Origin of the sequence: Arthrobacter globiformis NBRC 12137 (assembly GCF_000238915.1) — a bacterium.
GTDB lineage: Bacteria > Actinomycetota > Actinomycetes > Actinomycetales > Micrococcaceae > Arthrobacter > Arthrobacter globiformis.
On record NZ_BAEG01000094.1, the window covers coordinates 43,908 to 56,419 of the forward strand.

A 12,512-nucleotide genomic window follows, 5' to 3' on the forward strand; every position below is an offset into this window, starting at 1 on the left:
CACATCATGGGAGCAACAATGCCAGAGCAAGACCTGACCACCGCAGACTTCAGGCGCCGCAAAACCCGCAGTGCGGTCAAAGCCTACGTCGCCAGCCTTAGCGGGACGTCTTTGGAGTACTACGACTTCGCCATCTACTCCGTTGCCTCCGCCCTCGTCTTCCCGAAAATCTTCTTCCCGGGAAATGACGAATTCGTCGGGCTACTGCTGTCCTTTTCCACGTTTGCCGTCGGGTACCTTGCCCGCCCCCTTGGAGGTATCTTCTTCGGCCGGCTCGGTGACAAGATCGGACGCCGCCACGTCCTGGTCATCACCCTTCTGCTCATCGGCATCGCAACAGTCCTGATCGGTGTCCTGCCCGACTACTCAGTCCTCGGCATCTGGGCGCCCACCCTCCTGGTACTCCTGCGCCTGGCCCAGGGCATCGGCGTCGGCGGCGAATGGGGCGGAGCCGTCCTGCTCTCCAGCGAATTCGGCAACCCCCGACGCCGCGGCTTCTGGTCCTCCGCGGCCCAAATCGGCCCGCCCGCCGGCAACCTCATGGCAAACGGCGTCCTCGCCCTGCTGGCGGCAAGCCTCAGCACCACTGACTTCCTGGGCTGGGGATGGCGCGTAGCATTCCTTGCCTCCGCCCTGCTGGTGGTCTTCGGGCTCGTCATCCGCCTCAAGCTCGAAGAAACACCCGTCTTCCAGGCCCTCGTCGCCAAGGACGAACGGTCCAAGGCACCGGTGTCCGAGGTCTTCAAGACCCAGCCCCGGGCCCTGATCTCGGCAGCCCTGTCACGGCTGTTCCCGGACGTCATGTACTCCCTCTTCACCGTCTACGTCGCCGTCTATGCAACCAGCCAACTCGGCCTGACCGCCAGCAACGTCCTCGCCGCCATCCTCATCGGATCCGCCTGCCAGATGTGCGTCATCCCGCTGGCCGGCATCCTCACGGACATTTTCAACCGTCGACTCGTCTACACCCTCAGCACCATCGCTGCCGCGATCTACATCCCTCTGTTCTTCATGATGACCCAGGACAAATCACCGGTGACCCTCATCGTTGGCGTGGCCGTTGCTCTGTCCATCCAGGGCCTCATGTACGGCCCGCAGGCCGCCTACATCACCGAACAATTCCCCGCCCGCCTCCGCTACGTCGGCAGCTCACTGGCCTACACCCTCGCCGGCGTCGTCGGTGGAGCCATCGCACCCCTGGTCTTCACGGCACTGACCGCAGCCAGCGGCGGCAGCTGGAACCTGATCCCGATCTACCTCGGCGCCATGGCCATCATCACCGTCATCGGCATGGCCCTGGGCCGCGATCCGCGCCCCGAAGAAGACCTGAGGCTGGTCGATGAAGCCCACGTATGACGCCCAACCTGCCACCCCTGACGCCGGCGCAAGCCGGGTCCGCGAAGTCAGGTTCGTCGGCCAACGGGCGCTCCTGGCAGAACTCGAGCGCACCGACGACGTCCTGGCACTCCAGGAACACCTCACCCGCAACCCCATGGCGGACCAACTCGAGGTCATCAGCGCAGCTGAAACCGTCCTGATCACCTGCGCCAACCCCGAAGCCGCGCATCGCATCCGCAAAGCATTGCTTGGCTTGGTCTTCCCGCCCCGCCAACAGGGCGACAGTGAACTGGTACCAATCGACGTCGTCTACGACGGAGAAGACCTGCGTGACGTCGCAGACCGCTGCGGCCTGACGCCGGAAGCAGTCGTGAACGTCCACTCGGCGCAGACCTGGACTGCCGCGTTCACCGGGTTCTCCCCCGGACTTGCGTACATGGTCGGGGAAAACAACATCCTGGACGTCCCGCGGCGGTCAAGCCCCCGCACGTCCGTCCCTGCAGGATCGGTCGCACTGGCAGGACACTACTCCACGGTCTACCCGCGCCAGTCACCCGGCGGCTGGCAGATCATCGGCCGCACCCATGCGACCATGTGGGACCTCGGGCGGGAAAACCCCGCCCTGGTCATGCCCGGCACGAGAGTCGCGTTCCAGCCCGTCCGGGCGTTGGCCTCCACCATTTCCGCCGACTCCCGCGCCGAAGAGAAGAAGGATGGGACCGGGGAGGGGCTGCGCGTCATCCAGTCCCTTCCGCTGACCCTGATCGAGGATCTCGGCCGGACCGGGCACGCAGCTGTCGGCGTCTCCACCTCCGGAGCCATGGACCGTCCCTCCCTGAAGCGCGCGAACCGCGTCGTCGGAAACCCACCAGGTGCGGCGGGCCTGGAAATCGTCGACGGCGGGCTCAGCGTGGAAGCCGCTGGTGATCAGGTCCTGGCCGTTACGGGCGCCCCGGTCGAACTCCGGATCACATCCCCCCACGGGGCGAGGACCGTTCCGATGGCACATCCGTTCGCGCTGCTCACGGGTGAGGTTCTTACCCTGGGTAAGCCCACCAGCGGTTTCCGCTGCTATCTGGCCGCTCGAGGCGGCTTTGACACCCCCAAGGTACTGGGCAGCCGTTCCACGGACACCATGTCCGGACTTGGCCCTGCCCCCGTTGCCCCGGGACAGCTTCTTTCCGTGGCCCCGGTAAAAGGTCTTCATTGCGTGGGATGGCCGGAGCCACAGCCGGACTTCTCAGATCCTGACGCGACGGTCCTCGATGTCACCCTTGGCCCCCGGCATGACTGGTTTACCGACGAAGCACTTGCTCTGCTGGGCAGCACCAGCTGGGAAGTCAGCAACGACCTGAACCGTGTGGGCATGCGGCTCGAAGGTCCGGTCCTGCAATGGGGACGGACCGGGGAACTGCCCAGCGAGGGCACCATTGCAGGCAGTATCCAGGTACCGCCCAGCGGACAGCCGGTCGTGTTCCTGTCCGACCATCCCACAACCGGCGGTTACCCGGTCATCGCCGTCCTGGCCGAGAACCAGCTGGAAAAGGCAGCCCAGATCCGCCCCGGAAGCTCCGTGCGCCTCCGAATATCTTCACCGCAGAAAGAGACCACCGATGCATAAAGTCCTGATCGCGAACCGCGGCGAAATTGCTGTGCGCATCGCCCGCGCCTGTAATGATGCCGGTCTGGAATCTGTTGCCGTCTATGCCGACGTGGACATCGACGCCCTTCACGTCCGCACCGCCGATAAGGCATACGGCCTGGGCGGCAACTCCCCCGCGGAGACCTACCTCAACATCGACAAACTCATCGACGCTGCCCGGCGCGCAGGCGCCGACGCCGTCCACCCCGGCTACGGCTTCCTCTCCGAGAATGCAGACTTTGCCCAGGCCGTGCTCGACGCGGGCCTGGTGTGGATCGGACCCCCGCCGGCAACCATCCGTGAACTGGGCAATAAGGTCACGGCCCGACAATTGGCCGTCCGCGCCGGAGTACCCCTCGTCGTGGGCAGCGACGGCCCGGTACGCTCCGCAGCCGAGGCAAAGGCTTTTGCCGAACAACACGGGCTGCCGATGGCCGTCAAAGCCGCCTTCGGAGGCGGCGGACGTGGGCTGAAGGTCGTCAGGGACATCGACACCGTCGAGGAGTCCTTTGATTCCGCCGTCAGGGAAGCCGAAGCGGCCTTCGGCCGAGGCGAATGCTTTGTCGAAAAGTACCTGGACCGGCCCCGGCACGTCGAAGCCCAGGTCCTGGCAGACAACTCCGGCCGCGTTGTCGTCATCGGGACCCGTGATTGCACGCTGCAGCGGCGGAACCAGAAGCTGGTAGAAGAAGCCCCGGCGCCTTTCCTGACCGCTGCACAGGAAGAGACCATCCATGACGCCGCGCGCTCGATCTGCCGGGAAGCCGGCTACCGTGGTGCCGGAACAGTTGAATTCCTTGTCTCCGAGGCCGGGGACATCGCTTTCCTGGAAGTAAATACCCGCCTGCAGGTAGAGCATCCGGTCACCGAAGAAACCTATGGTGTGGACCTCGTTATGGAGCAGCTGCACATCGCGCAGGGCAAACCGCTCGAAGTACAGGACGGGTTGCGCCCGCTGAAGCACTCCTTTGAATTCCGCATCAATGCCGAAGACGTCGGCCGCGGCTTCCTGCCCACACCCGGAACAGTTGACACCCTCCAGATACCTACCGGTCCAGGGGTTCGGTTCGATTCCGGTGTCACCAGCGGTTCCGACGTCCCACCCCAGTTCGACTCCCTCATCGCCAAACTGATTGTGACCGGCTCGGACCGGCAGCAGGCACTCCGGCGGGCACGCCGCGCGCTCACGGAACTGTCCATTACCGGCGTTCCCACGGTCCTGCCGTTCCACCAGGCTGTGGTCCAGTCACCACAGTTCTGTGAGTCCACATCCTTCAAAGTGCACACCCGCTGGATCGAAACAGAATTCCAGGCCGGGATCCTGCCCGATCCCGCCTACGCCCCGCAGCCCACACTCGACCAGGCCCTCCGCCAACTCCCGCTGGAGATCGACGGGCGACGCCACCTCGTCGGCCTGCCGGAACAGCTCCTCGCGCTGCTGACCCCAGGCATTGGCGCCCCCGGCGATCATAACGGCCGCGAGGCTGACTCTGGAGAGGCGGACGGAACGGTTCAATCACCCATGTTCGGCAAAGTCGTCAAATGGCTGGTCGATGAAGGAGACGAAGTGGCCCAGGGCCAGCCACTGCTGGTACTCGAATCAATGAAGATGGAATCCCAGGTCCCAGCTCCCCGCTCAGGAACCGTCGAAGAACTCACGGTCGCGGCCGGCGACGATGTCCAGACCGGAACCAAGCTGGCCACAGTCGTCTGAAGCCCCCGTTCAACGCAAGTCAGGAAAGCAAGAACCATGAGATTCTCACCGACGTTCACGGTGATCAACTCCGGACAAAATCAAGCTTCCGCCATCATCAGCGGGACAGACGCCCTCGCCGTCCGGCGCAAAATCATATCCCTGGAAAAAGCCATCGAATTGTATGGATTGCCGGGTATCGGGGAAGTTACGACGGCGGGCCGCTCCTTGGTGGTGGACTACGACCCCCTGCTGTGGAGCCACGCTTCCATCAAGGCAGCACTGATCGCCCTTGAATCCACTGTCGCCCAACCCCTGGAGTCCCCGCCTGCCCAGCTCTTCGAGTGGCCGTTGTCGTTGGAAGCAGAGGATGCAGACCTGCAGCTCGCTGCCGCCGCCAGCGAACTCACGCCCGAGGCCTTCGTTGCCCGCCTTACCCGCAGAACGCACATCGTCCAGGATTTCGCGACGCCGGGGATCTCGCCACAGCTCTTCAGGAGGGACTTCCGGGGACTGTCCGCTGGTTACCGGCCCCGGGAAGTGGCACGGCTGGTACTGCCCGGGACGCTCACCATATCCAGCGAGGGCTTCGCGGTGACGGCAGCGGGAACAGCAACCTACGACCTCGTGATCGGAACAGTTCCGGCCCGTTGTGTAGATCCGGAAACAGCATCATTTCGCATTGGCGACAGGATCCGCTTCCGGATGCCCCGGCGCTGAATTCAGTGCGCGGCTCCCGCGGGGACCGCCAGTGACAGGAAGTCCTCGATCCACGTCTGGACCCGGGCCTCGTCCAGATGAAGTCCGTGCCGGCCGCCGTCGACCTGGATCAGCTGCGAGTTTGGAATCCGCTCCGCCATCATGACGGCGTTGGCAACTGGCGCGAGGGCATCTTCGCTGCCGTGGATGATCAGGGTCGGGGCCTGGATTGAGGCAAGAACGTCCCAGGCGTCGTGCAGCCGGCTTGCCCTGAAGTGCCGGCTTTTCACGGCGGCCGATGCCTGGACCCGGAAAAACGCGGCAACGGCCGCCGGGTTTGCGCGGGTCCAGTCAGGACTGAAAAACAAGGGTGCCATCTGCGCGGGGTCTCCGCTGATGAGGGCGGCGGTCGCGGAGGGGTCGCGTCCTACTCCCCCGGCGTCGCCAGCGCTCGTCGCCGCCAGGACGAGCGAAACCACCCGGGATGGGAAGTCCACGGCCAACCACTGGGCGACCCGGCCGCCCATCGAGTGCCCGTAGACGTGCGCCTTGCCGACGCCGGCCGCGTCGAGAACCGCAACCGCGTCCGCAGCAAATGCCCGCGTGCCGTAGTTTTCCGCACAGCCTTCGGTGCTGGCGCCGATGCCGCGGTGGTCGAAGCGGATGACCCGGAACGACCGGGCCAGGCCGGGCACCACCGGGTTCCAGCCGGCCATTCCTGTGGCCTGGCCCGCCACCAGCAGCAGCGGTTCGCCTTGGCCTTCCTCAGCCCAGGCAAGCTCGGCCCCGTCGGGAGCGACGGCCCTTTTCAACATCACCCGTTCAATTTACCTGCAGAGGGCCGGACTGCAGACTGGGCGAAGAATGGGCTGTGGGGTTGGCCAGCGAAATTGGACCGTGGTGAAGCCACGGTCTAGCGTGAGTCCTATGTCGGCAGCCGATGCTTCAGCCAAATCCAGCAGCAACCCCCTGCTCGTCCTGGGGAAGATCACGTCGATCCTGGATGCCTTCTCGCTCTCCCGGCCGGTGCTCTCGCTGAGCGACATTCGGGAGTACACCGGGATGCCCACTTCCACCGTCCAGCGGCTGGTCACCAACCTCACCTCCCAGGGCTTCCTGGACCGGGAGGAGGATGCCTACCGCATCGGCATGCGGATGGCATACTGGGCGGCTCCGGCCACGCGGGGCATGGAAGTCATCGACGTTCTCAGCCCCCTGTTGAAGACCCTGCGGGACACCACTGGCGAGACGGCCTGCTTCTTCAAGGCCGAGCAGCATTACCGGGTGTGTGTCGCCATGGCTGAGACCCGCCACGCACTGCGCCGGGAGATGCATCTTGGCAAGGTGCTTCCACTCTACGCCGGCTCCGCGGGCCGGGTCCTGCTGGCGTGGGATCCCGAGCTCATGGACGCCGTCCTCAAGGATCCGCTGGAGCCGATAACCGAGTCCACGATTACCAGTTCCGAAGACCTGGAAAGCGTGGTGAAGCAGACCCGGACGGACGGCTTTGCGATCACGGTGGCTGAGCGCGAACACGGGGCTTCGGGGCTTTCCGCACCGGTTTTCGACTCCGCGGCCGGACTGGTGGGCGCGGTGACCATCAGCGGACCTACCCTGCGCATGCCCCTGGAGACCTGTGAGGCCTGGGTGGAGCCGCTGCTTGCGACCGCCGAGCACATGACCAGGCTGATCGGCGGTCGGTTTCCGGGCGAGGCGTAGGGTGCCTCCGGGGACGAAACGAGCCCAAATTCAGTACCGGCCCACCCCACCAAGGGCGTAACGGGGCCTCACCTCGTACCCGCAAGCCTTGGAGTAAAGCGTCCGCTGCTCCACGGCGTCGGCCTCGGTCCAGAGCATCGAGGAATCGGCAGTGGCCTGGATTACCCTGCCCACGCGGATAAGGGTGCCATTCAGCCGCACTTCGACAATGCCGCCTACCAGGTGGGCCCAGTCTTCCCGGTTCATCGGCACGTGCGGCACCGTATTACCCTGCCTCTGGGCGCGCGGCACCCGGCACCAGGGCATCGAAGGGATGTCACCGGGCCGTCACCCCCAGCTCTGCCAGGATCTTCGCCGTGTGCTCTCCGAGTTCCGGAACGGGGCCCATGCGGAAACCTGCCTCCCGGGACGTGACCGGCGGGATCAGACTTCGCAGTGGCCCCACAGGTGATTCGACCTCGCGCCAGCGGTTCCGTTCCTCGAGCTGGGGGTGCGCCGAGAAGCCGTGCATGTCGCGCAGTTGCGCATTGGCGATGTTGGCAGCGTCCAGCCGGGCGACGGCGTCATCTGTGGTTTGGCTGCCGAGGACTTCGTGGATCGAGGCATGCAACTCGGCACGGTTCTCCACCCGGAGCGTGTTGGTGCTGAACCGGGGGTCCGCCGCGAGGCCGGGCTGTCCCAGGACCTCCGCACAGAAAATCGCCCATTCACGCTCGTTCTGGATCCCGAAGAACACCGTTCCGTCGGCCGTGGCAAACGGACCGTAGGGTGCAATGCTTGCGTGCTGCGCCCCGCTGCTGACAGGCGGTGCACCGCCGTACTCGGCATAAAAGTAGGGCTGGCTCATCCATTCGCCAAGCGCTTCCAGCATGGACACTTCCAGCACGTCGCCCCGTCCGGTGGTGGCACGCTGCAGCAAGGAAGTGAGGACACCCGAATAGGCGTACATGCCGGCGCAAATGTCGGCGATGGATACGCCGACCTTCGCCGGTGAGTCCGGAGTTCCCGTGACACTCAACAGCCCGGCCTCGCATTGGATCAGGAGGTCGTAGGCCTTCTTCTGTTCGTGTGATCCGCCCCGTCCATACCCGGAAATGGACACATGCACCAGCCGCGGATTCAGTGCCAGGGCATCGTCCGGTCCGAGCCCCAGCCGTTCGACGGCTCCCGGCGCGAGATTCTGCACCAAAACATCGGCGCGCAACACCAGTTCCTTGAGCGCTCGGAGGCCTTCGTCGGATTTGAGGTCCAGGACGATGCTTTCCTTGCCGCGGTTCAGCCACACGAAGTAACTCGACATCCCGTTGACTTTGCGGTCGTATCCGCGGGCGAAGTCGCCGGTATCCCGTTCCACTTTGATGACCCTCGCCCCCAGGTCTGCGAGCTGCCGGGTGGCGAACGGGGCCGCGACCGCCTGTTCGAGCGAGACTACGGTGAGACCCGCCAGGGGAAGTTTAGCCACGTGAGGGCTCCTTCCGCGCTTGCTCCAGTATCCGCTTGGCGCGCTCCGTGACGGGGCGGTCGATCATCTGACCGTCCACCTGGGTGGCGCCGCCCTCGGCACCCACCACGCCGTGGGCCCACTCGATTTCCGTGTCGGAAGGAAGGAAAGCTGCATCCACCGCACCGATCTGGGCAGGGTGAATGCACAGCTTCCCGCCGAACCCGAAGTTGCGGGCGAGTTTGGCCGAAGCCGCAACGGCACCTTCGTCGCGGATCTCAGTAGACGGAGTGTCCAGCGGCGCCGCTATGCCCGCGGCTCTTGAAGCAACGACCAGCCCCGAGCGGGCGTGGTCAAGGAATCGGTCGGCGCTGTCAGCGTTGATGTCGAGGGAGAAATCGATGGCACCGAACGCCAGCCGGGTCACGCCGGGCACGCCAGCCAGATCCAGGGCGTGAACGAGTCCCAGCGCCGATTCGACAAGTGGCACCAGCGCAAGATCCGCCGGGAGCGAGACGCGCAGCCCGTTCAGCGCGGCGGCCCGCTCAGCTTTGGGAAGCACAATTCCCAGCAGTCCGTGATGCGGCCATTCAGTGAGTGCCAGCAACGCCGAGACCTCGGCGTCATGGCTGGCCGTTCCAACGGGATTCACCCGCACCAGGGCGCGCATGCCGCCGCGCGCCAACGCGTCCACAGTTGACGCCAGGGCCATCGGCTTGTCCGCCGGAGCCACGGCGTCCTCAAGATCGATGATCACGACGTCGGCACCTGAGGCAGCTGCCTTGGCAAACCTCTCGGGGCGGTCACCCGGAACAAACAGAGCGGTCACAGCTGCCGAAACGAGCTCCGCCCCGGTAGCCGTGGCCGACATTGCGGCAGGTGCCGTCGTCTCCCCCGCCGTCACTGGAAATCCCCGGTCTGAGGAAGGCTTGATTCGTCCGGGCGAGCAGACTCCACGCCCGGAAGGTGGCCATGCCGGTACACCATGAACGTGCGCCGGTAGCTGATCACGATCTTCCCATCCTGGTTGTATCCCTCGGTGGCCACCGTCACCAGGCCCAGGTTGGGGCGGGACTTGGACTCCCGAACAGCCAGCACCTTGGACCGTGAGTAAATGGTGTCGCCTTCAAAGACCGGGTTGGGCATCCTGACCTCATCCCAGCCCATGTTCGCAAACACGTTCATTGACAGATCGATGGTGGATTGTCCGGTGACCAGTGCCAGCGTCAGCGTCGAGTTCACGAGCGGCAGGCCAAACTCGGTGGCCTTTGCAAAGTTCCTGTCCACATGGGTCTTGGCGACGTTCTGCGTCATCAGGGTAAAGCTGTGGTTATCAGCTTCGGTGACGGTCTTGCCGAACGGATGGTAGTAGAGGTCCCCTACTGCGAAGTCTTCAAAGAGCCGTCCGGTCCATCCCGGCACTATCCGCGTCTGGCCCGCGGTGGGCTGCGGCATTGTTTCAGTCATGCTTTGTCGTCTCCTTCGACCAGTTTCACGACTTCATGAATCGTGAATATATTTTGTACTAGACCAAGAATTCCCGGTTCAACACGGGACTGTCAAGGGTTTCTAGAGCCGAGCGGTTCAGCAGAAGAGCAAAACCAGCCCTTGCGCCATCGCAAATATATTTTGTATTGTGGACATCGGGCTACCAAAGGCGCACTAGCCACACATCCGAAGGAGCACCCAATGACACTTGAAACCTCTGTTGAGCAGCTGCGGGAGAAGACGCGCACCCTCTGCGCCTTGTTTCCGGACGAGTACTGGCGCGAAACGGACCGTAACCGTCGGTACCCGCAGGAGTTCGTGGACAGGCTGACCAAGGAAGGGCTCCTGGCGGCGCTTATCCCCGCCGAGTACGGCGGCCTCGGCGTCGGGCTCACCGAGGCCAGTGTGATCATGGAGGAGATCAACAAGTCCGGCGGACACTCCGCGGCGTGCCACGCGCAGATGTACACCATGGGCGCCCTCCTCCGGCACGGCAACGAGCAGCAGAAGAACGCCTACCTTCCGGCGATTGCTTCGGGCGAGCTCCGCCTGCAGGCGTTCTCGATCACGGAGGACGCGGCCGGTTCGGACACAACCAGCATCGAAACCGCCGCGGTCAAGGACGGCGATGATTATGTGATTACCGGCCACAAGAGCTGGACCAGCCGGATCGACGAATCGGACCTGGCGTTTGTTCTTGCCCGCACGTCCGACAAGCCCGGCGACAAGGGAGCCGACCGGACGCACGGGTTGACCCTCTTCCTGGTGGATCTGCGCCAGGTACGCGCCGAACAGCCGGAAACCCTCGAAGTCGTCAAGGTGCGCACGATGTTCAACTACGCCACCAACCAGATTTTCTACAAAGGCATGCGCGTGCCGCAATCTGCCGTCATCGGCGAAGTCGGCAAGGGTTTCCGCTACGTCATCGACGGATGGAACGCGGAACGCATCCTCCTGGCATCCGAGGCAATCGGTGATGGCTACTGGTTCACCAGCCGGGCAGTCGAGTACGCCAACAGCCGCACCGTCTTCGGCCGCACGATCGGCACCAACCAGGGAGTGCAGTTCCCCATCACCGACGCCTACATGAAGGTCCGGGCAGCCGACATGATGCGTTACGAGGCAGCACGGCTCTTCGACGCCGGCGAACCCTGTGGCGCCGAGGCCAACATGGCCAAGCACCTCGCGTCTGAAGCCAGTTGGGCGGCCGCCAACGCCTGCCTGGACACCCATGGCGGGTACGGCTTCGTGGATGAGTACGACGTCGAGCGGAAGTTCCGCGAAACGCGCATGTTCCAGGTGGCCCCGGTCAACAACAACATGATCAAGTCCTTCGTGGCCACCAAGGTGTTGGGCCTGCCCCGCTCCTACTGATACGCCGTCAGCTGGGGACGCGTCGGCGCACTCAAGGCCAGCCCATTATTGGACGAGGCGGGCGGATGGCCACCGTCCGGCATCAATCAGGCCAAGAACAGCTTCCTCCAAAATCCCAGCAACCATCCGGACAGCGCTCGTAGACCGGACGCTGGTCGGCTTGGCGAGGACGATCCTTCGCGGGATGACCGGATTGACGATGGGAGCCGCGTTGAGGACGCCGCCCGCTGCTTCCTGCGCCACCATAATGCCTGGCAGCACTGTCCATCCAAGGCCGCCCCGCACGAGCTGTTTCTGGACGCCCGCGTCGTTCGTTTCCACGGCAATGTCCAGCTGGAGCCCGACACGCGCCGCGGCGCCATCAACGAGCGTGCGGATGCCATGCGGCGCACTGGGCATGACCAAGGGACGCTGCAACAGCTCGCGGAAGTCCACACCCTCAGCCGCGACATGTCCTGCGGACGGGGGCGCAACTGCCCAGAGGTCCTCCTCCAAAAGCGGTTTCACGTCCAGGGCGGCTGCCGGCGGCTGGTTGTATGTGAGGGCAACGTCCAGGTCCCCGGCCTCAAGCCAGCGGCTGAGGTGGCCTCCGTATCCGGTCACCACCCGCAGCCGTACGCCGGGATGCCGCTCCATCACTGCAGAAACCACGGGCACGGCGAGCAACGCGGCAGTGCTCGCGAGAAGACCGACAGTGACGATGCCGTACAGGCCCGCCCCCGATGATCGCGCCTCTTCCCGGGCACGGTCCAGCTCACTGAGTGCCCGGCGGGCGCGTTCGATGACCTGCATGCCGATGTCCGTCGGGCGCATCCCCGCCCGGCTCCGGTCAAAAAGGATTGCCCCGAGCTCGGTTTCCAGGTTGTGGATTTGCCGCGTGACGGCAGGCTGCACAACATGCAGGAGCTCGGAGGCTCGCGTGACACTACCCGTGTCCGCGACGGCCAGCAGTGCCTGGAGCTGCCTCATTTCCATGTTTTCTCCGTCCCTGACTGGGCCATGCCGTACTCGACCCAGCTGAAGTCGCACGATCACACTATGACATACACCCATCACAGAAAAGTATTGGTGGCCGCTATCCATAACAAGGAGTATGGAATGCATCCCGTTTGGGGTGC

General features: G+C 64.5%; 12 protein-coding genes. 6 read left to right on the plus strand and 6 right to left on the minus strand.

What is annotated here, in order from left to right; all coding sequences use genetic code 11:
- Nucleotides 1-18 precede the first annotated feature (18 nt).
- The 4 genes from ARGLB_RS19580 to ARGLB_RS19595 are packed head-to-tail and all read left to right on the plus strand — an operon-like array spanning nucleotide 19 to nucleotide 5,393.
- The gene (locus tag ARGLB_RS19580) at nucleotides 19-1,356 is read left to right on the plus strand and encodes an MFS transporter (RefSeq protein ID WP_003805791.1); all 1,338 of its coding nucleotides are present in this window, start codon (nucleotides 19-21) and stop codon (nucleotides 1,354-1,356) included.
- Nucleotides 1,340-2,959 carry a 5-oxoprolinase subunit B/C family protein gene (locus ARGLB_RS19585; RefSeq protein WP_003805793.1) on the plus strand — a complete coding sequence of 540 codons (1,620 nt, stop codon included), beginning with the start codon at nucleotides 1,340-1,342 and terminating at the stop codon, nucleotides 2,957-2,959. Before ARGLB_RS19580 ends, ARGLB_RS19585 begins: the two co-directional genes overlap by 17 nt.
- Nucleotides 2,952-4,694: an acetyl/propionyl/methylcrotonyl-CoA carboxylase subunit alpha gene (locus ARGLB_RS19590; protein WP_003805794.1), complete on the plus strand. Its 1,743-nt coding sequence runs from the start codon at nucleotides 2,952-2,954 to the stop codon at nucleotides 4,692-4,694. Before ARGLB_RS19585 ends, ARGLB_RS19590 begins: the two co-directional genes overlap by 8 nt.
- Before the next feature lie 36 nt (nucleotides 4,695-4,730).
- Complete coding sequence (locus tag ARGLB_RS19595; protein WP_003805795.1) at nucleotides 4,731-5,393, plus strand: carboxyltransferase domain-containing protein; 663 nt, start codon at nucleotides 4,731-4,733, stop codon at nucleotides 5,391-5,393.
- 2 nt (nucleotides 5,394-5,395) lie between these two features.
- Here the strand turns inward: ARGLB_RS19595 and ARGLB_RS19600 are convergent, their stop codons facing one another.
- Nucleotides 5,396-6,187 carry an alpha/beta fold hydrolase gene (locus ARGLB_RS19600; protein ID WP_003805796.1) on the minus strand — a complete coding sequence of 264 codons (792 nt, stop codon included), beginning with the start codon at nucleotides 6,185-6,187 and terminating at the stop codon, nucleotides 5,396-5,398.
- 112 nt (nucleotides 6,188-6,299) lie between these two features.
- Here ARGLB_RS19600 and ARGLB_RS19605 point away from each other — a divergent pair, with 112 nt between their 5' ends.
- Nucleotides 6,300-7,091 carry an IclR family transcriptional regulator gene (locus ARGLB_RS19605; protein WP_003805797.1) on the plus strand — a complete coding sequence of 264 codons (792 nt, stop codon included), beginning with the start codon at nucleotides 6,300-6,302 and terminating at the stop codon, nucleotides 7,089-7,091.
- Nucleotides 7,092-7,121: 30 nt separating this feature from the next.
- Here ARGLB_RS19605 and ARGLB_RS19610 read toward each other — a convergent pair whose 3' ends face one another.
- The 4 genes from ARGLB_RS19610 to ARGLB_RS19625 all read right to left on the minus strand — a co-directional run bounded on the left by ARGLB_RS19610 (nucleotide 7,122) and on the right by ARGLB_RS19625 (nucleotide 9,999).
- Nucleotides 7,122-7,337, minus strand: a complete 216-nt coding sequence (locus ARGLB_RS19610; RefSeq protein ID WP_139023422.1) for a hypothetical protein — start codon at nucleotides 7,335-7,337, stop codon at nucleotides 7,122-7,124.
- Between the two features lie 70 nt (nucleotides 7,338-7,407).
- Nucleotides 7,408-8,553, minus strand: a complete 1,146-nt coding sequence (locus tag ARGLB_RS19615; protein WP_003805800.1) for a CaiB/BaiF CoA transferase family protein — start codon at nucleotides 8,551-8,553, stop codon at nucleotides 7,408-7,410.
- Nucleotides 8,546-9,436, minus strand: a complete 891-nt coding sequence (locus tag ARGLB_RS19620; RefSeq protein WP_003805802.1) for an HpcH/HpaI aldolase/citrate lyase family protein — start codon at nucleotides 9,434-9,436, stop codon at nucleotides 8,546-8,548. The genes ARGLB_RS19615 and ARGLB_RS19620 overlap by 8 nt, the downstream gene beginning before the upstream one ends.
- Entirely contained in the window at nucleotides 9,433-9,999 is a 567-nt protein-coding gene (locus ARGLB_RS19625) for a MaoC family dehydratase (protein ID WP_003805803.1), read from the minus strand. The genes ARGLB_RS19620 and ARGLB_RS19625 overlap by 4 nt, the downstream gene beginning before the upstream one ends.
- A 222-nt stretch (nucleotides 10,000-10,221) precedes the next feature.
- Between ARGLB_RS19625 and ARGLB_RS19630 the strand changes: the two genes are divergently transcribed.
- Complete coding sequence (locus ARGLB_RS19630) at nucleotides 10,222-11,394, plus strand: acyl-CoA dehydrogenase family protein (RefSeq protein WP_003805804.1); 1,173 nt, start codon at nucleotides 10,222-10,224, stop codon at nucleotides 11,392-11,394.
- A gap of 45 nt (nucleotides 11,395-11,439) precedes the next feature.
- Here ARGLB_RS19630 and ARGLB_RS19635 read toward each other — a convergent pair whose 3' ends face one another.
- Nucleotides 11,440-12,369, minus strand: a complete 930-nt coding sequence (locus tag ARGLB_RS19635) for a LysR family transcriptional regulator (protein WP_003805805.1) — start codon at nucleotides 12,367-12,369, stop codon at nucleotides 11,440-11,442.
- Between the last annotated feature and the right edge of the window lie 143 nt (nucleotides 12,370-12,512).

Excerpts from the sequence above, each read along its gene's own strand:
- ARGLB_RS19580 (WP_003805791.1), top strand. The coding sequence starts at position 19 with ATGCCAGAGCAAGACCTGACCACCGCAGACTTCAGGCGCCGCAAAACC.
- ARGLB_RS19585 (WP_003805793.1), top strand. The coding sequence starts at position 1,340 with ATGAAGCCCACGTATGACGCCCAACCTGCCACCCCTGACGCCGGCGCA.
- ARGLB_RS19590 (WP_003805794.1), top strand. The coding sequence starts at position 2,952 with ATGCATAAAGTCCTGATCGCGAACCGCGGCGAAATTGCTGTGCGCATC.
- ARGLB_RS19595 (WP_003805795.1), top strand. The coding sequence starts at position 4,731 with ATGAGATTCTCACCGACGTTCACGGTGATCAACTCCGGACAAAATCAA.
- ARGLB_RS19600 (WP_003805796.1), bottom strand. The coding sequence starts at position 6,187 with ATGTTGAAAAGGGCCGTCGCTCCCGACGGGGCCGAGCTTGCCTGGGCT.
- ARGLB_RS19605 (WP_003805797.1), top strand. The coding sequence starts at position 6,300 with ATGTCGGCAGCCGATGCTTCAGCCAAATCCAGCAGCAACCCCCTGCTC.
- ARGLB_RS19610 (WP_139023422.1), bottom strand. The coding sequence starts at position 7,337 with ATGAACCGGGAAGACTGGGCCCACCTGGTAGGCGGCATTGTCGAAGTG.
- ARGLB_RS19625 (WP_003805803.1), bottom strand. The coding sequence starts at position 9,999 with ATGACTGAAACAATGCCGCAGCCCACCGCGGGCCAGACGCGGATAGTG.
- ARGLB_RS19630 (WP_003805804.1), top strand. The coding sequence starts at position 10,222 with ATGACACTTGAAACCTCTGTTGAGCAGCTGCGGGAGAAGACGCGCACC.
- ARGLB_RS19635 (WP_003805805.1), bottom strand. The coding sequence starts at position 12,369 with ATGGAAATGAGGCAGCTCCAGGCACTGCTGGCCGTCGCGGACACGGGT.